The organism is Sphingomonas sp. SORGH_AS_0879, assembly GCF_030819175.1.
Lineage (GTDB): Bacteria > Pseudomonadota > Alphaproteobacteria > Sphingomonadales > Sphingomonadaceae > Sphingomonas.
This window is the reverse complement of the sequence record NZ_JAUTBJ010000002.1, coordinates 3,155,318-3,177,772: the sequence shown is the minus strand read 5'-3', so window position 1 is coordinate 3,177,772 and position 22,455 is coordinate 3,155,318. Positions and strand designations below refer to the sequence as shown.

Below are 22,455 nucleotides of genomic sequence, written 5' to 3'. Positions count from 1 at the left end.
AGATCACCCATTCCAGCCAAAGGCACGGCGTCCGCGATCCATCGCGCGGCGCGGTGCCATGCGTGCCGCCTTGCTGCTCGGGCTGGCCTTGTCCGGTCCCGCCTTCGCGCGCGAGCCCAAGTCCGTCGCGGTCCGCGAACTCCATGTGGTCACCTCGGGCGGCTTCACCGCCGCGTTCGAGGCGCTGGCCAGGAAATATGAGCGCGACACCGGCGTCCATATCGTCACCGAACACGGCCCTTCCATGGGCGACACGCCGCAGGCGATCCCCAACCGGCTCGCCCGGCATGAGGATGCCGATGTCGTGATCCTGGCGCGCAGCGGGCTCGACAAGCTGGAACAGGCGGGCAGCGTGACCTCCGGCACCGTCACCGATCTGGGCCTGTCCAAGATCGCGGTGGCGGTGAAGGCGGGGGCTCCGGTGCCCGATATCAGTACGCCGGATGCGGTGCGCGACACGCTGGTCAATGCCAAGTCGGTCGCTTGGTCGGACAGCGCTTCGGGCGTCTATATCCAGTCGGTGATGCTCGACAAGCTCGGCATCGCCGACCAGGTCCGCCCCAAGGGCCGCATGATCCCCGCCACCCCGGTGGGCCGGATCGTCGCGCAGGGGCAGGCCGAGATCGGCTTCCAGCAGCTCAGCGAGTTGAAGCCCGTTCAGGGCATCCGCATCATCGGCCTGCTTCCCGACTCCTTGCAGAAGGTCACCCCCTTCTCGGCGGGCGTCGTCGCCTATTCCCCCCACCAGGCCGAGGCCAGGGCGCTGATCGCCTATCTGTCATCCCCCAAAGCCTATCCGATCATCCGCGACAGCGGATTGGAACCCGCTTCGCAAAAGGCCAAGCCATGACCCAGGCAACCGCAAGCTTCGCCGCCGCTTCCACCGCGGCCGCCCCCATTTCGGTCGAACGCCGCAAGTCCGCCTTCAAGTCGATCTTCATCGTTGCCAGCGGCAACTTCCTGGAGATGTTCGACTTCATGGTGTTCGGTTACTATGCCACCTATATCTCCAGGGCGTTCTTCCCGACCGGTAGCGAGTTCGCCTCGCTGATGCTCACCCTGATGACCTTCGGTGCCGGATTCCTGATGCGGCCCGTGGGCGCGCTGGTGCTGGGCGCCTATATCGACAAGCATGGGCGGCGGCAGGGCCTGTTGTTGACGCTGGGCCTGATGGCGCTGGGGACGCTCGCCATCGCGATCACCCCGACCTATGCGCAGATCGGCGTCGCCGCGCCGATCATCATCCTGCTCGGACGCCTGGTCCAGGGGCTGTCGGCGGGCGTCGAGGTCGGCGGCGTGTCGGTCTATCTCAACGAGATCGCGCCGCCCAACCGCAAGGGCTTCTTCTGCTCGTGGCAGTCGGCCAGCCAGCAGGCGGCGGTGGTCTTCGCCGCGCTGATTGGGCTGATCGTGTCGACCAGCCTCGATCCCGTCACGATGCAGGCCTGGGGCTGGCGCATCCCCTTCATCATCGGCTGCGTGATGATCCCGTTCCTGTTCGTCATCCGTCGCCACATGGAGGAGACGGAAGTCTTCCTGAAGCGCAAGGAGCATCCGCAGCTTTCGCAGATCATCCGCACCATCGGCGGCAACTGGGGCGTGGTGCTCCAGGGCGCGCTGATGGCGGTGATGACGACCGTCTTCTTCTACATGATCACCGCCTATACCCCGACCTTCGGCAACAAGGTGCTGTCACTGACGCCGGGTTCGGCGCTGTTCGTGACCGCGTGTGTCGGTGTCACCAACTTCGTCCTGCTGCCTGTCATGGGCGCGCTGTCGGATCGGATCGGGCGTCGGCCGCTGCTGATCACCGCGACGCTGCTCGGCGCGATCCTGGCCTATCCGCTGATGAGCTGGCTGGTCGCCGCGCCCAGCTTCGGCCGGCTGCTGACGGTCGAGCTGCTGCTCGCCGCCATCTATGCCACCTATAACGGCGCGTTCATCGTGTACCTGACCGAAGTCATCCCGGCGCATGTCCGCACGGTCGGCTTCAGCCTGGCCTATAGCCTGGCCACCGCGATCTTCGGCGGCTTCACGCCCGCCATCAGCACCGCGCTGATCGGCGCGACCGGCGACAAGGCGATCCCCGGTGCCTGGTGCGCCGCCGCTGCTCTCCTGTCGCTGCTGGCGCTGGTCATCGGGTCGCGGCTGACCAAGCGCGAAGTGCGCTGACCCTATCGGTCGAGGCGGCGGCCACGGAGCCGCCGCCCGCCATAAGAGAGGATGCCGTCATGTATCGAGGAGCCATGCTCGCCATGGGCCTGTGTGCCGCCATGCCCGTTGCCGCCCAATCGCGGGAAGACGATGTCGCCCGGCTGACCCGTCTGGTCGAGCAGCAACAGGCGCAGATCACGCGGCTGGAGGCACGACTGGCGGCAATGGAAGGCCAGAAGGTCGCCGCGACCCCCACGCCGCTGGGTCAGCCGCTGGCGTCCGAGGCGCATCCCGCGCCCCCGCCCCAGGTGGCGGGCCAGACCGTCAGCCCGCCGCGCCTTCCGTTCCCGCTGGGACAGGCGCTTCCCTCCGACGCGCATCCGCCTTCGCTCGACGCGCGGCTGGCGCGGATCGAGAAGGCGCAGAAGGACGGCGTCCATGTCGACTGGTCGAAGGGCACGCCGGAGTTCACCAGCACCGACGGCAAATTCTCGTTCCGGCCGCGCGGGCGCATCCTGATCGACCTGGGCACGACGATGGGCAGCGACGTCGCCGCGCGCAACATCACCGCGACCCAGGCCCGTTCGCTGCGGCTGGGGTTCGAGGGCTCGGTGGGCCAGCACCTTTCCTATCTGCTGGAGGGCGATTTCGCCGATAACGAGATCGCGATCAAATCGGCCTATCTGGCCTGGACGACCGGCTTCATGGGCCAGCAGGCCGAGTTCGCGCTGGGCAACCGGCTGAACGATCGCGGGCTGGACGGGTCGAGCGGCACCATTTCGGTGCCCTTCCTGGAGCGCAATTTCGTCGGGCAGGGGATCATCCCCGTACGCGGCTTTTTCGGGCTGGGCGCGGCGGCGCGCATCTATGGCGATGGCTGGCATGTCGGCGTGCAGGTGTCGGGCGACGACATCAACAATCCCGGGACCGCCGGCGACGGCCTGACCATCGGCGCGCGGGCGCACTGGAACCCGGTGAAGACGGCGGACTGGCTGCTCCATCTGGGCGTATGGGGCTTTCACGAGGATCTGGCGACCGACGTGGCTCGTCCGACCCGCGCCATCGCGGTCGGCGGTTTCTTCAACGACAATCTGCGGATCTCGGCGGGCAGCTTCGCCAATGCCCGGTCGGGCGACGGCTATGGCTTCGAGCTGGGGGCCTTCCACAAGTCGCTCTGGGCTTATGGCGAATATGGCTCCCGGACGCTGCGTAACGTCACAGGCTCGACCGACCAGAATGCCTGGGCGGTGCAGGGCGGCTGGTTCCTGACCGGCGAGACCCCGCCTTACCTGACCCGCGGCGGCGTGTGGAGCCGTCCGCGCGTGCTTCGCCCCTTCACCTCGGGCGGCAGCGGCGCGGTGGAGTTGGCGACGCGGTACGAGGAACTGGATTATAGCGACAATCCGACCGCCGGGCGCGGCACCGCGCTGACACTGGGGGTGAACTGGTATCTGAACAATTTCGTTCGGCTGCAATTGAATGCCATCGACTGGTCGGTCGCGAACCCGGTTGCGGGGCGGCTGGCGAAGGACCATGGCCAGACCTTGATCGGACGGGCGCAAATCGCGTTCTAGGGGATGGGGCGCGCAGGACGAATGGAACGAGATGCGGTGGAGACGACGTAATTTGGCCTCGATGAGCGCGGACGTGAATGACGGGCTCGCCCCCGGTGTGGAGGCGGTGACCAGCGGTGCACGTTCCTCGGAGCCGGTGCAGACGCGCGGCTACCGCGTCATCGCGCTCGTCGTCGCGTCCGCGCTGTTCATGCAGCAACTGGACGGCACCGTCCTGACCGTCGCACTGCCGACCATGGCGCGGGACCTGGCGACGCCCGCGACCAGCCTCAGCCTCGCGCTGACCAGCTATTTGCTCGCGCTCGCCCTGTTCATCCCGGCGAGCGGGACGCTGGCCGACAAATTCGGGTCGCGGACCGTCTTCTGCTCGGCGATCGGTATCTTCCTCCTCGGCTCGGTACTGTGCGCCCAGTCGGGGACGCTGCCGACCCTGGTCGCCGCGCGCTTCTTGCAGGGGATTGGCGGCGCGATGATGGTGCCGGTCGGGCGGCTGGTCCTTCTCCGCAGCGTCGCCAAGGAGGACATGGTGCAGGCGCTGTCCTGGCTGGTGATGCCCGCGCTGATCGGGCCGATCCTGGGGCCGCCGCTGGGCGGGTTCATCGTCACCTGGCTCGACTGGCGCTGGATCTTCTATCTCAACATTCCGATCGGCATCATCGGCATGGTGGGGGCCTGGATGCTGGTGCCCGAGGTGCGCGGCGACGCACGGACGCGCTTCGACGTGTCGGGCTTTTTCATGTCGGGCGTTTCGCTCGGCTGCCTGCTGTTCGGGTTCGAGCTGGCGAGCCGTCCGGGGACGGGCTGGGTGGCACTGGTCCTGCTGATCGTCGGCGCGGTGTTCGGCTGGATCTATATCCGCCATGCCCGGCATACCCATGACCCGATCCTCGACCCGACCTTGATGCGCGTCACGACCTTTCGCCTGTCGGTGATCGGCGGGTCGCTGACCCGGATCACGCAAGGGGCACAGCCGTTCCTCCTCCCGCTGATGTTCCAGCTCGGCTTCGGGTTGAGCGCGGCCAAGACGGGGACGATCACCATGGCGGGCGCGGTCGGCGCGCTGGCGATGAAGGCGCTGGCCCCGCGCGTCCTGCGTCGCTGGGGCTTTCGGCAGAGTCTGATCGTGTCGGGGCTGGTCAGCAGCGCAGGCTATGCGACCTGTGCATTCTTCCGGCCCGACTGGCCGATCCCGCTGATCACCTTCGTCCTGGCGCTGTCGGGCTTCTTCACCTCGTTCCAGTTCACCGGGTTCAACGCCATCGCCTATGCCGATGTGGACAAGGAGCGGATGAGCGCGGCGACCAGCTTCTATGCGACCTTTCAGCAACTGACCCTGTCGCTGGGTATCTGCACCGCCGCGACCGTGCTGGAATTGGGGACGCTGATCGAGGGGAAGGGCGGGCCGACGCTCAACAGCTTCTCGGCGGCGTTCCTGGTGGTGGCAGCGATCTCCACCTCGGCGATCATCTGGAACCGCCGCTTCGCCCCCGATGCGGGCGCGGCGATGAGCGGGCATCATGAGGCGAGGAGCGACGGGGACTGACGATCCACAACACCGCTCTCCTCGAACAAACGGCGACGACAAGGCTTGCCAAGGACCGCCGTTCTCGCCTAGCTTTGCATATGCAATAACGCATTTGCATATGCGAGAATGAGATCGGCGTGCTTTGCGGGTGAGCCGGCATGGACGGGAACCGCACGCGGTGGCGCGGGCGGGCGCTCAGGTCAGGAGAGGCGGATATGAAGACGACGAGACGGGAGATGATCGGCGGCAGCATGGCGGCGGCGGCGCTGGCCCCGGCGGTGGCATCGGCGGCGACCTTTGCGCAGCAGATGGGGGCGGGACGTGCGCTCAGGGTTCCGCCACCGGCGCGCTTCACCGCGGACTGGGAGTCGCTGACCGCCGGGTACAGCGTGCCCGACTGGTTCCGCGACGCCAAGTTCGGCATGTGGGCGCATTGGACCGCGCAATGCGTGCCCGAGGCGGGCGACTGGTATGCGCGCAACATGTATCTGCCCGGCACCCGTGCTTATGAGCATCATGTGAAGCATTACGGCCACCCGGCCGATGTCGGCTTCATGCAGATCCAGAATATGTGGAAGGCCGATCGCTGGGACCCGGGCCGGTTGCTCGATCTCTACAAGAAGGCGGGCGCACGATACTTCATGGCGCTGGCGAACCATCATGACAATCTCGACGCCTATGACTCGCGCTATCATCCCTGGAACACGACGCGGGTCGGCCCGCGCAAGGATATCGTCGGTACCTGGGAAAAGGCGGCGCGCGAGCGGGGGATGCGCTTTGCCGTGTCCAACCACTCGGCCCATGCCTGGCACTGGAACCAGCCCGCTTATGGCTATGACCCCACCGGCAAGCGCGCGGGCGAACGCTATGACGCATGGAAGCTGACCGCGGCGCAGGGGCGCGGGCAATGGTGGGACGGGCTGGACCCGCAACAGCTTTATGTCGGTCGTCACATGCCCATGCCGGACGGCATCCGCACGGTGGAACAGGCCAATGCCTGGCACGACGCCACCGACCTGTTGTGGAACGAGGGCGTACCGGCGGGCACCGACTTCGCCGCCAACTGGCTGCTCCGCGCCAAGGACCTGGTCCAGAAATACAAGCCGGACATGGTCTATTTCGACAATTTCGACCTGCCGCTGGAGAAGTACGGGCTGGAGTTCACCTCCTGGTTCTACAACCAGTCGATGCAGTGGAACGGCGGCAGGCTGGAAGCCGTGGTGACGGGCAAGATGACCCCGCCGCAGCGGCGCATGGGCATCGTCGACGACGTGGAGCGCGGCGGCAAGAATTATATCGAGCGCTTCCCGTGGCAAACCGACACCTGCATCGGCGGCTGGCATTACGACATCGATCACTATCGGAACGACAGTTACAAGTCGGCGGCCAACGTGCTCCACACGCTGTGCGACGTGGTGTCGAAGAACGGCAATTTGATGCTGTCGGTGCCGATGCGCGGCGACGGGACGATCGACGACAAGGAGGAGAAGGTCGTCGAGGAGATCGCCGACTGGATGAGCCGCAACGGCGAGGCGATCTATGGCAGCCGCCCGTGGAAGATCAATGGCGAGGGGCCGACCAAGGCCAATTCCGGCCTGTTTTCCGAGGGCGGGCCGAAATCGGCCTATACCGCCAAGGACGTCCGCTATGTGACGCGGAACGGCAATCTCCATGCGCTGGTGCTGGGCTGGCCGGAGGACAATGTCGCGCGGATGACCCTGCTGGGCAGCGACAATCCCAGCATGCCGGGGCAGATCCGCCGTGTGACGATGCAGGGCGACAACAGCCCGCTGCCCTTCAAGCGGACCGGCCAGGCGTTGGAAGTCACCCTGCCCGAACGCGCCCGCCATCCGATCGGCGTCGCGCTGATTATCGCGGGCGAGGGGGTGACCGCCTGAGTTCGCCGGGGAGGCGGGGTATGTCGCCCCCCGGGCCTTCGGAATCCTCCCCTGCAAGGGGAGGGGGACCATGCGAAGCATGGTGGAGGGGTGTCCCGCCATCGAGCGCGCGACACCCCTCCGTCAGGCCTGACGGCCTGTCACCTTCCCTGCAAGGGGAGGAATGGATTGCCCCCGGCCTTCGCCGGGACGCTCACCCGTTCTGCGAGGCGATCCGGTAGCGGAAGTCCGAAAAATCGACATGCCCGCGCATCGCGTCGTCATGGACGGTGAACAGCCCCACCCGGTCGCCGCGATAGTCGCGCCATTGCAGGTCGTAATGCTCGCCGAAGCGCCGGAACCGGCCGCCACCACCATCATGCTCGAAGATCGCCCGCCCGTCATCGCCCCAGCGGGTGGCGAGGCGGATCAGCGGCATATCGATCACCGGCCCCTCCTTCACCACATCGCCGCGCGCGAAGCAGAGCCGCCTGCGCCCTGCCGATTGCCGCACCCCGATCCAGGCTCCGGCGGCGGAGAGGTGGCACAGCCCCGCCGTCTGCCCATCCACCATGCCGGACAGGTCGAGGACCACGCTGGCCCGATTGTCCGCCGTCCGCCACGACCTCTGGCTGAGCAGGTTGCCGACTCCGCGCAATCCCTTGAAGGCTGGCGGAAAGGCCTTCAGCCGCAAATGGCCGGGCCGCTCGGTCAGGCTGAACGCCTCGTGCCGGGGGGCATGGTTCCATTCCCAGACCGGCTTGATCCCCCCGCGAAACTCGTCGGACATATCGGGCAGGGGCGGGCGGGGCGATGCGATGGGCTTGCGCGACCGCCAGACCATGTTGCCGATCCCGTCCGGCCCGGCGCGCCCGATGATCGGCCAGCCCCCGGTCCAGGTGACGGGCAGCAGGCACATGGCGCGCCCCTGCCAGTCGCCATGGCCCTGATGGGTCAGGAACCACCAGCTTTTGTCGCGGGCTTGCAGCAACGCGCCCTGATTGGGCTCGCTATCGACCGGGGCGTTCACATGGCCGAGTTGCACCGCGCTCGCCTGCGCGAGGCCTGGCAGGCTGGTCGCGCGCTTCATCATCGGAACGCGGCCCTCGGGCTTCACCTCGCTGAAATAATGATAATAGAGCGGACCGAACTTGTAGAGCTTGCTCGCCTCCGACCCCTCCGATTGGTGGATGGGCAGGGCGGAGGCCCGGTCCAGCGTCAGCCCGTCTTCGCTCATCCGGTACAGGCTGATGACATAAGACCGCCCCGTAACCGGATCGGCGGCGAAGCGGGTCATCACCAGCCAGGCCGATCCGTCCTCGTCCCAGAAGGGGCAGGGGTCGTCATACCCCGCCTCGCGTAGCAGCGACCGGGGCGGCGTCCAGGGCCCTTCGGCGCGCTCCGCCGTGGTGACGTACAGGCCGCTGTCGGGGGAGGCGAAGTAGATGTAGAAGCGCCCGCCGTGATGGCGGATCGCCCCCGCCCACATGCCCCGGCCATAGCCCCGCATCCGGCGCCAGCCGAGCGCCTCCTCGCCCAGCAAGGCGAGGTCGGGCACCGCATGGCCGATGGTCGTCCAGTTGACCATGTCGCCTGAGCGCAGGATGACCATGGCGGGGCTGGTGTGCAGGGTCGAACTGATCGCGTAATAGGTGTCGCCGACCCGGATCGCGTCGAGATCGGAATAATCCGCCGGGATGATCGGGTTGACGAAGCTGCCATCCCCCTGATCGCCCCAGCGTGGCAGGGGCGAGGCGGTGGCCGGTCCCGCGGCGGAGGCCTGTCCCGGGCACAGCGCGATACCGCCCAGCGCCGAAAGCCCCAACATGACCGAACGTCGGTCCGACTTGCTGTCCATCATCACCCGCTTCCCGTCCTCATTCCGAGCCCGCCGCCGGATCATCGCCCGGCGGCGGGCATAGGTTCTTTGCGTGGGCGGAGCCAGCCGACAAAGCCGCCCTGCGACCGCAACGGCACCTCGATCGCGCCGGTCGAGCGCACCGTCCGCTCGGTCCGGGTGAAGGCGTCGGGGTGCGCCTGGTCGTCGGCCAGCGAGACGAGCCTCCACTCGCCCCCGCCCAAAAAGCCCAGATCGACCTTCAGCGGGCGCGCCGTGGGGCCATTGATGACCGCGACGAACCAGTCCTTGCCGCGCCGCCGGGCAAAGCCCGCCATCTCCCCGGGTTCGCTGCCGGGCAGGACGATGGTTTCGTCCCAGATCGACGGGATCGCCTTCAACACGTCGAGCGCGGGGTTTTCGAGATAGGTGCGCGGATGGCCGCCCATCACCAGATAGGGCGAGGTGAAGAGGATCGCCTGCGCCACTTCGTGCGACCAGCTATTGCCCTGCAACTCCTTCGGCTCGAACACGGTCGGCGTATAGTCGCCCGGCCCGACGACATAGCGGGTGAAGGGCAGGATGGTGTCATGGTCGGGCGGCAGGACGCGCTTGTACCGGGTAATATGCCATTCATGCCCGCGCACGCCTTCGCGGGTCAGGACGTTGGGCCAGGTCCGCTCGGTCCCGGTCGGCTTCATCGCGCCGTGGAAATCGACCATCAGCCGCCCGGCGGCGGCGTCGCGGGCGAAATCCTCGTACCATTGGGTCCAGACATGGTCGGGATGCTCGGGGAAATCGACCTTCACCCCGACGATCCCCATTCGGGCATAGCGGCTGAGCAGCGCGCGTCGCGCGGCGGGATCGAACGTCTCCTTGCTGTGTACCCACACCCAGATGTCGATCCCCTGCGACCGGGCATAGTTCACCGTGTCGGCCAGCGTCTCCCAGGGGCGTTTCCAATCGGCCCAGCCTTCGTCGACGAGATAATAGGGATAGCCCATCTGTTTGGTCCAATCGACCCATTGATGCTGGTCGTTCTCCAGAGGCGCGCCGATCGCCAGCCATTGCCAGGTCGAGCGACCGGGACGGATCCAGTCGGCCTTGGCGAGCGCGGGCGAGGGGGGCGGGTTGAGGTTCTGGACCAGGGTCGAGTTGACCAGACCGGTCAGGTCGCGCGCCACGATCGTCACCCGCCAGGGCTGAACCACCGCCGCATCGGTCCGCCATCCCTTGGGCTCGGTATAGAGGCCGCCCGCCAGCAGACCGTTCGCGTCGGGCGTGATCGCCATGTCGCCGTAATTGACGACCTGCGCCTCGCTGATCGTCACCCAATATCGGTCGATCCTGGCGGTCAGCGGCATCCCCAGCGGCTTGCCGACGACATCGCGCAGCGTCTTGGCCGCGTAGATATCCTCATATCCCGGATCGCGAGCGGTGACCCAGACACGGGGGTCGGCAGCGGCGAGTTTCCAGCCGGAGCGATCGCCCTCGATCATTCGCCCGGCCTTGGCGGGCAGGCGAAGGCGGACGCCGACGCCGTCATCGGCGACATGGAGATCCGCCTCGAACCGGGTGCCGTGCGCGGTCAGGCTGACACTGGCGATATTGGCGCGGTCCACCGCCTCCGTCTTGCCGCCGAAGAAGCGATAGCGGGTGTCGGTCTTGCGACGCTGAACCGTCCCGATCGCGGCCCCGTCACCCAGTTCGACGCCGTCGACGCGCATCCCGAGCGGCGAGGGATCGAGCACCGGTCGCCCATCGACCGTCACGCGATATTGCAGCTTTGCCCCTATCGTCCGACAGGGCCGCCTGGACCTTGCCGTCCGGGCTCGCGATGGTGACGGTCCTGGCCTGCGCCGCCGACAGCGGCGCCATGATCGCGAAACACGCCATGGCCCAGCCACATGCGCCGTTTCGAAGCTGCGATCGGTGGAATATCGTCATGTCCTGGCCCCTTGCTTTCCCATGATGATCGACCGGACCGCGATCGGATGCCGCTCGGACTATGTCGGCTGGCGAGGGGCCGAGCCCGGGCAATGGCGATGCGCCCATGTCATGACGGCTCCGCCGCCGGGGACACGGCCACCCCCTTGGTCATCCTCTCCATACTATATTTGCATATGTGAAATCTAAATTTGGCTGTTGCAAGCAATTTGAGTCCGAGGCGCAGCGTTTTTCACACCCGGTACTTTAACATGCTGGTAACGCACGCCAAATTCGGCGGCCTTTCACTGCCCCGCGAAATAGCGCTCCAGCCGATCCGCTTCCGCCGGCGTGATCGCCGTGACCGAGCCGTGTTTGGGCGAGGTGAAGTTCGTCGTCTTCATCGGCGAGCCCGGATCGTTGAAATGGCCGATATCGCGGAAGGTCTTGAAGTCCCTGGTCTCCGAGAACCCCATATTGTTGGGCTTGGCGGCATAGACGTCGTACATCAGGACATAGGTGTCGGTGCCATGCCGACGCCATACCATCGGCGCCTCGGTCCCGATCTTTTCGGGATCGACCTTGGTCGGGTCATAGGCATAACCGCCCGTCAGTCGGCTCGACACCGCCTGGCGGATATTGCCGGTCCCGTCATCGGTGCTGAAGAACAGGTGATAGCGATCGCCGACACGGGTGATGTCCCCGTCCACCGTGCTCTTGCCCGCGCGGGGGAAGGGGAAGAGCGGCTTGGGTTCGGTGGTCAGCGTGAGGAACGCCGGGTCGGCATAGGCATAGACCAGGTAATTCTTGCCATCGCCGATCCGGGTGGAGAAATAGACCATCACCTGGCGTCGCCGGGTGTCGTAAAAGGCCTCGGGGGCCCAGGCGATGCCCATCTTGCGATAGGCGGGGAACAGACGGGTGATATCGACCCGCGCGTGCGTCCAGTGGATCAGGTCGCGGCTCTTCATCAAGATGATGGCGCGGTTGTTGCCCCAGCCATAATCCGCCGCCGGGCGCTCCCATTCGGTCGAGCGCAAACCCTCCTTCTGCGCATAGATGTGCAGGTCGGTCATCGTCAGCTAGAAGGCGCCGTCCTCGCCCCGCATAAGATAGGGATCGCGTATCCCCTTCTGCCCCGCCACCGCCTCGCCCGACAGCACCGGTTGCCCGTCATTGACGTCGGTGAAGCGGTATCCGTCGCGCGACACCGCGAAATGGAGCGAATGGACATGCTCCTTGAAATAGCTGAGCAGATAGGCGGTTCTGGCTTTTTCAGGCGGCGATGCCGGGCTCGGCATGCGCGCCAGTTCGGGGACGATCCGCAACTGCCGCGCCGTGGGGGGCGGCGGGTCCTGCGCCATAACTACGCCGCCGCCCAACATGAGCGCCGCGCCCAGCCATCCCCATGCCCATCGCCTGTTCAAAGCGACTCTCCCCTCCGACCATGTTCTCAGTTGTCTGAGTTTTTTTCAGTTCGGTGGGCAAGTCAATCGCCGAGGGCGTCGCCGTTGCGGCCGGCCGGGGCGACGGGTTTCAGGCCGTCTTCTGGATCAACGGCTCGATCCGCAGATTGACGATGTCGCAGGTAGGGGAGCGGGTTAGGGCAAAGAGGATCGCATCCGCCACATCCTCGGGCGGCAGCATCCGGCCCGCCGCGATGGCGGCTCGTTTCTCCTCGGCGTCGCACGCCTGCATCTCGCTGTCGACCGAGCCCGGCTGGATGATGCTGACCTTGATGCCCTTGTCCGCCACCTCCTTGCGCAGCGTCTCGGCAAAGGCCTGGACGCCCGCCTTGGTCGCGGCATAGACGCTTTCGCCGGCCGCCTTGATCTCGGTGCTGATCGACCCGACGAACAGCAGGTGGCCGCCGCCCTGTTCCTCCATCCGCAGGATCGCGGCGCGGGCACAGGCGAGATAGCCGGTCAGATTGGCGTCGATGACATAGCGCCAGTCCGCATCCTCCATTTCGTGAATGGGTTGCGCCCCGACCGCGGCGCAGGCGACGAGCATGTCGATCCCGCCCAGCCGCTCATCGACCGCGGCGAAGACCAGCTCGATCCCGTCGCGCGTCGCCGCATCCTCGACCACGCCCGACACATCGCCCTCAACGCCCGCCAAGGCCTCGTCCAGCGACTCCCGGTGCCGTCCGAACGTCAGGATGCGCGCGCCATGCGCCGCCAGCGCCTTCAGCGTCGCCCGACCGATGCCGGTGGTGCCGCCGGTCAACAGGATGCGCCGGCCCGAGAGATCGGTGGTGCGGTTCTCGGTCATGGCTATTCCCTATTCCCAGGTGAGGATCAGGCGTCCCTGCGCGGGGACGCGGTAATCGACGCGGTCGGTGCCGGTCATGTCGGGGGCGATCGTCTCGCCGCTCGCCGCCGTGATACTGCTGTCGGTCAGCTTGCGCCGCTTGAGCCGGACGAGGCGGAGATTGGCGGTGCGCGTCTCGCCGCCGTCGAGCAGGATCGACAGCGCCCGGTCGCCGATCCGCTCCACCGCGCGGACCAGCATGTCGCAGAACAGGCGGAAGGGCGCGCCCTCGACATGGTGGAAGGCGCGGCTGGCGAAGATGAAGGCGGCACCCGCGCCATAAACCTCCTGCCCCACCTGCCCGGCGGGTTGGCCGTCCGGATAGAGATCCTCCAGCGGGAAGGAGAGGGAACGGTCGACATGGCCGTTCGCCTCGCGCTGCTCTTCCGCGATCGCCTCGGGCGGCAGCGCGTCGGGATAATAATACCAGGCGCGCGACAGGACGTAGCGACAATATTCGCCCAGCAGCATCCGCGCCTCGGGCTCCAGATCGGGGCCGCCGTCGTTCAGATACTGCTCGAATGCGACGAAGCTGTCGAAACATTCGTACATCGCCATATAGGGTGCATCCTGGAGGCAGGTGACCGCCATGAACGTCTCATAGTGCACGGCATGGCCGATCCTGCTGTCCCACAGCACGGCATTGTGCAGGAAACTGGCGAGATAGACATAGCTCTGCTCGCGATAGACGTCGCGATTGGTAATCCGCCACAGCCGCATACAGGCCGCCGCGCCCCAGGCGGTCAGGTTCGCCTGATAGTTGATGTTGAAGCGCAGGCCGATGGCGGCGTCGATCGCCGCGCGCGCTTCGTCCAGATAGGTCTTGTCGTCGGTCAGCTCGAACGCCTGGAGCATCACCCAGGCATAGACGCCGCCGACATCGGTCTGCCCGCGCCCATCGACGGGGGCATCCTTCTCGATGATCGAGAAGTCGGTCACGTCATACTGTATCGGCCAGCGATAGTCGAAATGCCGCGCCGCCCTCACGCCGTAGTCGATCGCCTTCAGGAACAGGTCGCGCGCCTCTCGGTCGCCGTCGAGCGCCAGCGTGCCGAGGTTGAGCAGCGGGTGATAGAGATACCAGCTGTCGACCGCATCGGCCTGTTTGTCCTTGCCGACATTGGGCAGATAGCGGCGAAAGGTGCGCAGCTCCTCGTCGTAGAATTTCGACAGCCCGGCCTGCAATTCGGCTTGCAGCGGCACCGGCTCGCCCAGCCAGCGGCTCCATTGGTGGAGCGCGGCAACGACCGTCATCTGCACCATGATGTCGGGATATTCGGACGCGGTATAGGGATGGATGTAGCGGTGGCCGTAATGGCGGATCGTCGCCTCCGGCGCGTGCTCCAGATCACCAATGGTCCGCTCCGCCCGGTCGATCCAATCGCGATATTCGACCGGCGGCGGCTCCAGCAGATCATAGCCATTGCCCAGCATCTGGACGAACTGGCGCGCGGACTCGCGCTCGTGCGGCGGGGCCTGATGGCGGAAGACCAGGATCGCGTCGGACAATGTCACCGTCTGGCCGGGCGTCAGTGCGACCTTGGCGGGATCGGCCTGGGGCTCGGGGACGGGCAGGGCATAGCCCAGTTCCGGCCAGGCCCCCGCCACCGCCTCGCGCGGCACGGTGCCGGTCGCGCGGTAATAGTCGTTCGAGGCGGTCAGGTTCTGGATATACAGGACATTGCCGAACGCCGGTTCGTCGATCCGGAAATAGAGCAGCCCAGTGTTCAGCCCGCGCTGCGTCGCTTCGACCTCGCCGGTCGCGCGGGTGGGGTCGTCGCCCGCGCCCAGCGGATAAAGGTCACGCGGCGCGAAAGGCAGGATCGTCGGCCGGGCGGGGGTGAAGCGGGTGACGATCCGCACCCGCTCCACCGCGTCGCGGTTCGCGAAACAGGTCACGACATGCTCGCCCATCGCGCTGGTCAGACGCAGGCGGGCGGCCTCGCCCGGCTCGGGCGGAAGCGGCTCGCAATCGAAGGATGTGGGGATGAAGGCGGCCCGGACGGCCAGACCGCCGCTGCGCCCGCGCCGTATGACCGCGAAGGCCGAGTCCGTCGTGCGGTACAGCGCGACCGTCAGTTCGCCGACATCGAAGCGCGCCAGCGGCTTGGGATCGCCCCGCAACATCTCGCGCAAGTCGAGGAGATGGGGGCTGATGGGCGGCGGCGCCTCGGCAGTCGCCGTTCGGGGCATGGGACCACTCCGATAGGATGACAGGGTCTGCGGAAAAGCCGCCGGAGCCGGGGTCGGTTCCAGTAAAAGTATTCAAAACCAATCGCTTGCTAACCTGCGTCAGCGCATTCGCGGCCGCTGTTCCGCGCGCTTCAGCCCGATGCGGAGCCTGGCATCGCGAAGCAGCGCGGCGGGAAGGTCGGTCGCGGCGCGCAGGCCCGCGACCGAGGAGATGTTGCGGATGCTTCGCCGCGTCTCGTTCAGCACCTGTCCGACCATCTCGCGCCGCTCGATCTCACCCGTCTCGCGGACCAGCGACAGGCGATGAACGGCATATAGGCCGATCAGCCCGGCCAGCAGGAAATAAAAGTCCCAGGCGGTCAGCACGATGGGCAGGGTGAAGACGCCGTTCGGACTGCTCCAGCGGGCGACCAGTTCGAACTGGCGGGCGGCGAAGAATTGCGCGAGCAGCCCGCCTGATATGGGCGCCACCCCTGCGGCGACGGCGGTGGTCATCGCACTGGTCGCGACATAGGCGGTGGCCGAGCCCTTGGGCGACAGCTTCAGCGCGATATTGGTGCTGGCCAGCGTTACCCCGGCAATGGTCGCGCCCATGATCAGGTGCAGCCCGACCAGCCACAGCTTCACGGCCGTCCGGTCGCCCAGTTGCGATGCGCCGATCATCGCGACGATCGCCAGGATATAGGCGGGCGCGCAGACCGCCAGCACCGACTTGTTGGCGAACCGGTCGCTCAGCCGCCCCCAGAGCCGGAGCGCCAGGATATTGGCGATCTGGCTGGCGACGCCGAGGAGCAGAACGAAGCTGACCGCGAAATGCAGTTGGCGGACGATGAAGACGGTGAAGAAGGGCGTCGCCAGGTTGATCGCGAACTGCCAACTCGCGATGAAGACCAGCAGACGGCGGAAATTAGGATCGCCAAGCGGTTGGCGCAGCAACTCGCGAAGGTTCACATGGCCTTTGACGGGCGGCATCAGCGGCTCCGGCATCATCGCGACGATCCGCGCGCTGATGAGCCCGGTGACGCAGCCCGCGGCGAACATCGCGGCGAATACGGCATTGCGGGCCCCCGATCCCGCCGCCGTCCAGTCGAAGGCGAGCGCGGCGACCAGGCCCAGCACAAGACTGACGGCGGTCAGCCAGACGGTGCGGCGGGCGAACACATCGCCCAGCCGCTCCTCGGGCGCAAGATCGCGCATCCAGCTATTCCAGGCGCAACCGCCGACCGCGCCCAGTCCGCAGAGCAGCATCTGCGCGGTCAGAAAGACCAGCAGCGCGGTGGTCCCGCTGAAAAAGGAGAGCATGGCCATCACCGCCAGCATCGTCCGCCCGATCAGACTGGCGACCACTGCGATCTGCTTGCGCCGTCGCCAGCGTTCGATGAGTTGCACGGCGGGGAGTTGCAGCAACTGCGCGAGGAAGGGCATCGCCGCGAGAATGCCGACCATGACGTTGGACGCGCCGAGATGGAGCGCGAAGGCGGTCAGGATCACCCCGCTGGTCAGCGCCGCCGCGCCGCCCGAAAAGACCGCTTCGTTGACGAGCAGCCGCAAGCCGCGCTCGCGATCGGCGATCGTCAACTGGGGTTGCGGGTCGAGTGTCATCCGGCCCGGTCAACGGACTTTGTGCGGACCGGGTTTCGACCGGTTCGCCCGTTAGTTGATTTAGATCATTGAGAATAAAAGAAAATCATAACGATCATTCGCCACCTTCACGGCCTTGGCGGGTTGGGCCTTGCAATGCTCCCCTTTGGCCGGACCCGTTTCGCATGACCCTGATATCGGATTGCCGGATCGCCCTGGTCCTTGCAGGGGGCAATGCGCTGGGGGGCTATCAGGCGGGGGTGTACGAGGCGCTGCATGAGGGCGGCGTCCAGCCCGACTGGATCGTCGGCACCTCGGCGGGCGCGGTGAACGGCGCGATCCTGGCGGGCAATGCGCCGGAGGATCGGCTGGATCGCCTTCACGCGTTCTGGCGGCCCCGGGTGTCGGCCAGCCTGGATCATGGCGAATCCTTCGACACCTGGCGGCGCAGCGGTGAGGTGATGGCGACGATGCTGACGGGGCATGGCGGCATGTTCGCCCCGCTCGGCACCGCGCTGGCGACCCGCGATGCGCCCGCGCTCTACGATACCGCGCCGCTGGGGCACAGCCTGTCCCGGCTGGTCGATTTCGATCGTCTGAACGCGGGGGCGGTCCGCTTCACGGTCCAGGCGGTGGCGCTCGACACCGGAGCGGAGGTGCTGTTCGACAATCGCGCGGCGCGGATCGAACCCGATCATGTCCGCGCGAGCGGTGCCATGCCGCCCGCCTTTCCACCGATCACGGTCGATGGCGTGACCTATGTCGATGGCGGCCTTTCGGCCAATCTGCCGCTCGACCCCGTTCTGGGCGAACCCCAGGATCGACCGGTGCTCTGCATCGCGGTCGACCTGTTGCCGCTCGCGGGTTCTCGCGAGCGGACGATCGGCCATCTGATCGCACGGGCACAGGACCTGACCTTCGCCGCGCAATCGCGCCGGACGATCGCCGCGTGGCGACACCGCTATGACGGCGATCCGGCGCTGGCGGACCGGGCCGTCGCGCTGGCGCACCTGACCTATGCCGACCAGCAACGGGAGGTGGCGGGCAAGGCAATGGACTTTTCCGGTCTGTCCGTGCGCCAGCGGTGGGACGCGGGGCGTCGGGACGGCGCGTTGCTGCTCGACCGATTGCGCGAAGGCGCGATCCCGCTCGGTCGGGCCGGGCTGCATCTGACCGGTATTGCCGATGGAGAGGTACAGGAGGAACGCCCATGAAAGCCGCGCGCAAGACCGCCGATGGACGCTTCGAGATCGCCGAGGTGGAGGAGCCCCGGCCTGCCCGCCGACGACTGGGTCAAGGCGCGGGTGCGGATGGCGGGCATCTGCGGCACCGATCTGCGCCATTGGGAAGAGCCCAAGGAGGAATTTCATTGCTGCATCATGGGCCGTGAACTGGCGGGCGATGTGGTCGAGGTGGGACCGGCGGTCCAGCGGGTGGCCGTGGGCGACCGGGTGCTGGTCGAATCCGTACTGGGCTGCGGCCATTGCGAATGGTGCCGGGTCCAGCAATATAATCGCTGCCCCGATCTTTATGACACCCGCCGGGCCAGCGTCTCGCGCGCCTATGCCGAATATGTCGTCGGGCCGCAGCACAAATTCCACAAGCTGCCCGACAGCGTCGGCTATGACGATGCCGCGCTGCTCGATACCTATGCGGTGGCGCTTCATGCCCAGCATCTGTCCGGCCTGACCATCGGGTCGCGCGTCGCGATCATCGGCGCGGGGCCGATCGGGCTGGGTCAGTTGATGCTCGCCAAAGCCAGCGGCGCCGCCGTGACGATCATCGACAAGCTACCCCATGCGCTGGCGCTCGCCGAGCGGCTGGGCGCGGACAGGATCGTCCGGTCGGACCGGGAGGATGCCGAGGCGGCGGTCCGCGCGATGAGCGACGGGCGGGGCGCGGATATCGTGTTCGAATGCGCAGGCGGCACCTCCATGCCGGAGACGCTGCCCCTCGCCACCCGGCTCGTCCGGCGTGGCGGCCGGGTCGTCATCGTCGGTGGCTTCGACGATGGGCCGATCGCCATCCCGCTGGAATGGCAGCGCATCCAGATGTCCGAGATCACCCTGATCCCCAGCGCCAGCTTTGCCTTTCATGACATTCATGCCGAACAGGTCGAGGTGCTCGACCTGCTGGTCCGGGGCAAGCTGAAGACCCGGGAACTCATCACCCACCGCTTCCCACTCGACCGGATCAACGAAGCATTCGAAACCGCCCAGGACCGTCGTCGCACCGGGGCGATCTTCGTCGGCCTCGTCCTATAGTCCTTCGGGGCTCCGCGGGATTAAGCAAGCAACCGGCTGATAGGGCGACCAAAAAAGTCCGGAATAAACCATTCCGTACACGCCCCGTTTACCCGATTTCGTCATGCGGGTCGGGATGGTTCATGACGTGTTTCTCAACCAAGGGACGCCAGCGATCGGCGGAGCGGGGCCGACCGGGATCGGCGCGATCCGCAGGCTGGTCGGCGACCGCCGTGGCAATGTCATGCTGCTCTGGGCCTTCGCGCTTATCCCGATCCTGGCGCTGGTCGGTTCGGCGATCGATATCGGCACGGGCTATGTCGCGCGCAAGCAGATGCAGATTGCCTGCGATGCCGGTGTCCTGGCGGGGCGACGCGCCATGACGACCGGCGCGGTCGACGATGCGGTCCGTGTCGAAGCCGCCAAATTCTTCAACTTCAATTTCAAACAGGGTCTGTTCGGCGCCAAGCCGTTCACCCCCTCCGTCACCAGCGACACCACGTCGAAGACGACGGTCGTGATCGATGCGGCCACCACGGTCCCGACCTCGATCATGCGCATATTCGGGTTCAAGGAATTGCCCGTCGCGGTCAGCTGCAACGCGTCGCAGGACTTTGTGAACACCGACATCGTCTTCGTGCTGGATACCACCGGCTCGATGAAGGACAAGGCGACCTCCAGCGACTCCGTCACCAAGATCGAGGCCCTGCGTGCCGCCGTCCTGGGTCTGTACGACCAGCTTGCGCCGATCCAGGCGCAGCTTGCCGCCTCCGGCATGCGCCTTCGCTATGGCGTGGTCCCCTATTCGAGTGCGGTGAACGTCGGAAAGGCAATCCGATCGGCCAGCCCCGATTATATGATTTCGGGCGCATGGACCTATCAATCGCGAGAGGTGGTGACCGATTCGAGAAGCTCGGATAGCTGCGGCAAACTCAACGGCAGCTATAATCGGGGGCGGGGAAGCTGCACCTATTTCCGCTACTTGCCCCGTTCGCTCGACACGGCGGCCTATGTCTCGGGGTCGAGCGTCGATGTGGCGGAGTTGATCGGAACCGCGGATGATAGCGGGGCGACGCCGGTCAGGACGGTCTCCCGAAAAATTTCCTGGCAAGGGTGCATCGAGGAGCGGCAGACCGTTCGCATGAGCGCAACCGAAACGGCGATCCCATCGGGGGCGACCGATCTCGACATCAATCTGATACCGAATAACGACGCCACCCGGTGGAAACCCTATTGGCCGGAGGTCGAATATACCAGTTACCAGGTCAGATATCCGACGGACATCTATAAGCCGCAATCTGCCTGTCCGACGGCGGCGGCGACCATGCGCATCTGGTCGAAGAGCGATCTGAAAACCTATCTGGACACGCTCGATCCGGACGGCGGCACCTATCACGACAACGGTATGATGTGGGGCGCGCGTTGGGCGTCTGCGGGTGGGATCTTCGGTCCGGGCAATCCGGATCGGTACAATATGATGCCGGTCAAGAAATACATCATCTTCATGACCGACGGCCAGTTCGCCACGGGTTATCCCGCGCTCTATTCCTCCTATGGCGTCGAACAGCTCGACGCCCGGGTAACGCCCGGCGGGGGAGCGTCCAACCAGACGGATCAACTCGCCCGTCACAAGCAGCGTTTCAACCTGCTCTGCTCGCAGGCCAAGTCGATGGGCTATTCGATATGGGTGATCGGCTTCGCCACCGCGCTGGATGCCTCGCTCACCAATTGTGCGAGCACCCCCAGCCAGGCGTCCACCTCAGCGGACCAAGCGGCGCTGATGGCGCGGTTCGTGGAGATCGGCAAGAACATCGGCGCGCTGAGGCTGACGCAATGAGGGGGCGGCGGATGACCATCCTCTCGCGGATCGGCGGGGACAGGCGCGGCGCCACCGTGGTCGAGTTCGCCCTGATATCCTTGCCCGCCATCGCCATGATGTGCGGATTGTTCGATCTGGGCTATCGACAATATGTCGCCACCCAGGTCCAGGATTCGCTCGACCGCGCCGCACGCCGGGTCACCGTGGGAACCGGCACGACGGCGGTGCAATTGACCGCCCTGGTCCAGGACAGCGTCTCGGCCATCTCGCGCGACGCCAGGGTCGTCGTCGCGCCCACCAGCTATGGCAAATTCCAGCAGATCGCCAGGGCCGAGCCGATCGTCACCGACAAGCCGCCGCTGGGCATCTATAATGCCGGGGACTGTTTCATCGACATCAACGGAAACGGAATATGGGATGCCGATGCCGCCAGGGCGGGGACCGGCGGGTCGGACGATGTGGTCCTCTATACCGCAACGGTGACCTATCCCGAGATCATGCCCATGCGAAAGCTGATGGGGTGGAGCGTCATGACCACGCTGACCGCCACGACGATGCTGAAGAATCAGCCCTACGCATCGCAGGCCGAGCCCGCCACGCTGTGCCATTGAGCGCCCTCCGCCAGCATTTCGCCGCGCTTGCGCGGGCGCGGCGGGGCGTCGCCATGATCGAGTTCGCGATCGCGGCCCCGGTCATCCTGTTGCTGGGCGTGGGCGGGGTGGAACTGGGCAATTACGTCATGGCCAATCTGCGAATGTCGCAGATCGCGATGGCCGTGGCCGACAATGCGGGACGCGTCCGGACGACCATAGACGAGGCGGACATCACCGAACTGATGATCGGCGCCATGAAGATGGGGGAGCCGCTTTCGCTGGCGGCGCATGGCCGCATCATCCTGTCCGACCTGGAACAGCGCACCACCGTGACCGGGCCCGATGGCAAGGGACCGGTGTCGAGCGACAATCCCAATGGCTATCGCCAATGGATCAGGTGGCAGCGTTGCGCCGGAGCATTGGCCGTGACCTCGACGCTCGGCGGACCCCTCGACGGTGCCGGTGCGGCGGTCTCCAATCTGGACGACAATGCGAACAGCGACCATGGCGCCGTCGAAGATGCGTTCGCGCTGGACGGGATGGGGAATGTGGGCCACCGTATCGCCGCGTCGACCGGCACCGCGGTGATGGTCGTCGAGCTGGTCTATGATTACCAGCCGCTCGCGCCGATCAGCCTGATCACCTCGGCACTGGGAAATCTGCGGATCCGACGGGTCATGGCGTTCAATGTCCGTGAGAGAACGGCGTATTCGCTCCGCAACGATGGTCAGCTTGCCGGGGGCAGACGCGCGGATTGCCGCCTCTATAGCGCAGCAGTCCCCTCGGTATGACCTCCGGGAAACAAACGCCGAGCTTGATG

Annotated in this window: 18 protein-coding genes; 10 read left to right on the top strand and 8 right to left on the bottom strand. The window is 66.2% G+C overall.

Features of this window, described 5'->3' with window-relative positions; translation table 11 throughout:
• The first annotated feature begins 58 nt into the window (after positions 1-58).
• From QE379_RS15185 to QE379_RS15165, 5 genes are all read left to right on the top strand, one after another.
• On the top strand, positions 59-850 hold the full coding sequence (locus QE379_RS15185) for a substrate-binding domain-containing protein (RefSeq protein WP_307001780.1): 792 nt from the start codon (positions 59-61) through the stop codon (positions 848-850).
• Positions 847-2,172: an MFS transporter gene (locus QE379_RS15180; protein WP_307001779.1), complete on the top strand. Its 1,326-nt coding sequence runs from the start codon at positions 847-849 to the stop codon at positions 2,170-2,172. The genes QE379_RS15185 and QE379_RS15180 overlap by 4 nt, the downstream gene beginning before the upstream one ends.
• Before the next feature lie 59 nt (positions 2,173-2,231).
• Positions 2,232-3,728 (top strand): porin, encoded by a 1,497-nt coding sequence (locus tag QE379_RS15175; RefSeq protein ID WP_307001777.1) that lies wholly within the window; start codon positions 2,232-2,234, stop codon positions 3,726-3,728.
• Between the two features lie 61 nt (positions 3,729-3,789).
• Positions 3,790-5,271, top strand: a complete 1,482-nt coding sequence (locus tag QE379_RS15170) for an MFS transporter (protein ID WP_307001775.1) — start codon at positions 3,790-3,792, stop codon at positions 5,269-5,271.
• 197 nt (positions 5,272-5,468) lie between these two features.
• Complete coding sequence (locus tag QE379_RS15165; protein ID WP_307001773.1) at positions 5,469-7,151, top strand: alpha-L-fucosidase; 1,683 nt, start codon at positions 5,469-5,471, stop codon at positions 7,149-7,151.
• 193 nt (positions 7,152-7,344) lie between these two features.
• Here the strand turns inward: QE379_RS15165 and QE379_RS15160 are convergent, their stop codons facing one another.
• The 8 genes from QE379_RS15160 to QE379_RS15125 all read right to left on the bottom strand — a co-directional run bounded on the left by QE379_RS15160 (position 7,345) and on the right by QE379_RS15125 (position 16,977).
• On the bottom strand, positions 7,345-8,991 hold the full coding sequence (locus tag QE379_RS15160) for a glycoside hydrolase 43 family protein (RefSeq protein ID WP_307001771.1): 1,647 nt from the start codon (positions 8,989-8,991) through the stop codon (positions 7,345-7,347).
• 38 nt (positions 8,992-9,029) lie between these two features.
• Positions 9,030-10,694, bottom strand: coding sequence for a glycoside hydrolase family 97 protein (locus QE379_RS15155; protein ID WP_307001769.1), 1,665 nt, complete (start codon positions 10,692-10,694; stop codon positions 9,030-9,032).
• Positions 10,666-10,914, bottom strand: coding sequence for a hypothetical protein (locus QE379_RS15150; RefSeq protein ID WP_307001768.1), 249 nt, complete (start codon positions 10,912-10,914; stop codon positions 10,666-10,668). The genes QE379_RS15155 and QE379_RS15150 overlap by 29 nt, the downstream gene beginning before the upstream one ends.
• A 284-nt stretch (positions 10,915-11,198) precedes the next feature.
• Positions 11,199-11,969, bottom strand: a complete 771-nt coding sequence (locus QE379_RS15145) for a glycoside hydrolase family 43 protein (protein WP_307001766.1) — start codon at positions 11,967-11,969, stop codon at positions 11,199-11,201.
• 6 nt (positions 11,970-11,975) lie between these two features.
• Positions 11,976-12,257 (bottom strand): hypothetical protein, encoded by a 282-nt coding sequence (locus QE379_RS15140; protein ID WP_307001764.1) that lies wholly within the window; start codon positions 12,255-12,257, stop codon positions 11,976-11,978.
• A gap of 172 nt (positions 12,258-12,429) precedes the next feature.
• Positions 12,430-13,167 carry an SDR family oxidoreductase gene (locus tag QE379_RS15135; RefSeq protein ID WP_307001762.1) on the bottom strand — a complete coding sequence of 246 codons (738 nt, stop codon included), beginning with the start codon at positions 13,165-13,167 and terminating at the stop codon, positions 12,430-12,432.
• A gap of 9 nt (positions 13,168-13,176) precedes the next feature.
• Positions 13,177-15,399: a hypothetical protein gene (locus QE379_RS15130; RefSeq protein WP_307001759.1), complete on the bottom strand. Its 2,223-nt coding sequence runs from the start codon at positions 15,397-15,399 to the stop codon at positions 13,177-13,179.
• 99 nt (positions 15,400-15,498) lie between these two features.
• Positions 15,499-16,977: an MFS transporter gene (locus tag QE379_RS15125; RefSeq protein ID WP_307001757.1), complete on the bottom strand. Its 1,479-nt coding sequence runs from the start codon at positions 16,975-16,977 to the stop codon at positions 15,499-15,501.
• Positions 16,978-17,165: 188 nt separating this feature from the next.
• Here QE379_RS15125 and QE379_RS15120 point away from each other — a divergent pair, with 188 nt between their 5' ends.
• The 5 genes from QE379_RS15120 to QE379_RS15100 all read left to right on the top strand — a co-directional run bounded on the left by QE379_RS15120 (position 17,166) and on the right by QE379_RS15100 (position 22,426).
• The gene (locus QE379_RS15120; protein WP_307001754.1) at positions 17,166-18,194 is read left to right on the top strand and encodes a patatin-like phospholipase family protein; all 1,029 of its coding nucleotides are present in this window, start codon (positions 17,166-17,168) and stop codon (positions 18,192-18,194) included.
• Between the two features lie 21 nt (positions 18,195-18,215).
• Complete coding sequence (locus QE379_RS15115; protein ID WP_307001752.1) at positions 18,216-19,244, top strand: zinc-binding dehydrogenase; 1,029 nt, start codon at positions 18,216-18,218, stop codon at positions 19,242-19,244.
• A 127-nt stretch (positions 19,245-19,371) separates the two neighbouring features.
• A complete protein-coding gene (locus tag QE379_RS15110; protein WP_307001749.1) occupies positions 19,372-21,060 on the top strand; it encodes a pilus assembly protein in 1,689 nt (562 codons plus the stop codon).
• Positions 21,061-21,071: 11 nt separating this feature from the next.
• Positions 21,072-21,653: a TadE/TadG family type IV pilus assembly protein gene (locus QE379_RS15105; RefSeq protein WP_307001747.1), complete on the top strand. Its 582-nt coding sequence runs from the start codon at positions 21,072-21,074 to the stop codon at positions 21,651-21,653.
• Entirely contained in the window at positions 21,644-22,426 is a 783-nt protein-coding gene (locus tag QE379_RS15100; protein WP_373461799.1) for a TadE/TadG family type IV pilus assembly protein, read from the top strand. The genes QE379_RS15105 and QE379_RS15100 overlap by 10 nt, the downstream gene beginning before the upstream one ends.
• Positions 22,427-22,455 lie beyond the last annotated feature (29 nt).

Excerpts from the sequence above, each read along its gene's own strand:
- QE379_RS15185 (WP_307001780.1), top strand. The coding sequence starts at position 59 with ATGCGTGCCGCCTTGCTGCTCGGGCTGGCCTTGTCCGGTCCCGCCTTC.
- QE379_RS15180 (WP_307001779.1), top strand. The coding sequence starts at position 847 with ATGACCCAGGCAACCGCAAGCTTCGCCGCCGCTTCCACCGCGGCCGCC.
- QE379_RS15175 (WP_307001777.1), top strand. The coding sequence starts at position 2,232 with ATGTATCGAGGAGCCATGCTCGCCATGGGCCTGTGTGCCGCCATGCCC.
- QE379_RS15170 (WP_307001775.1), top strand. The coding sequence starts at position 3,790 with ATGAGCGCGGACGTGAATGACGGGCTCGCCCCCGGTGTGGAGGCGGTG.
- QE379_RS15165 (WP_307001773.1), top strand. The coding sequence starts at position 5,469 with ATGAAGACGACGAGACGGGAGATGATCGGCGGCAGCATGGCGGCGGCG.
- QE379_RS15160 (WP_307001771.1), bottom strand. The coding sequence starts at position 8,991 with ATGATGGACAGCAAGTCGGACCGACGTTCGGTCATGTTGGGGCTTTCG.
- QE379_RS15155 (WP_307001769.1), bottom strand. The coding sequence starts at position 10,694 with ATGCGCGTCGACGGCGTCGAACTGGGTGACGGGGCCGCGATCGGGACG.
- QE379_RS15150 (WP_307001768.1), bottom strand. The coding sequence starts at position 10,914 with ATGACGATATTCCACCGATCGCAGCTTCGAAACGGCGCATGTGGCTGG.
- QE379_RS15145 (WP_307001766.1), bottom strand. The coding sequence starts at position 11,969 with ATGACCGACCTGCACATCTATGCGCAGAAGGAGGGTTTGCGCTCGACC.
- QE379_RS15140 (WP_307001764.1), bottom strand. The coding sequence starts at position 12,257 with ATGGCGCAGGACCCGCCGCCCCCCACGGCGCGGCAGTTGCGGATCGTC.
- QE379_RS15135 (WP_307001762.1), bottom strand. The coding sequence starts at position 13,167 with ATGACCGAGAACCGCACCACCGATCTCTCGGGCCGGCGCATCCTGTTG.
- QE379_RS15130 (WP_307001759.1), bottom strand. The coding sequence starts at position 15,399 with ATGCCCCGAACGGCGACTGCCGAGGCGCCGCCGCCCATCAGCCCCCAT.
- QE379_RS15120 (WP_307001754.1), top strand. The coding sequence starts at position 17,166 with ATGACCCTGATATCGGATTGCCGGATCGCCCTGGTCCTTGCAGGGGGC.
- QE379_RS15115 (WP_307001752.1), top strand. The coding sequence starts at position 18,216 with ATGGACGCTTCGAGATCGCCGAGGTGGAGGAGCCCCGGCCTGCCCGCC.
- QE379_RS15105 (WP_307001747.1), top strand. The coding sequence starts at position 21,072 with ATGACCATCCTCTCGCGGATCGGCGGGGACAGGCGCGGCGCCACCGTG.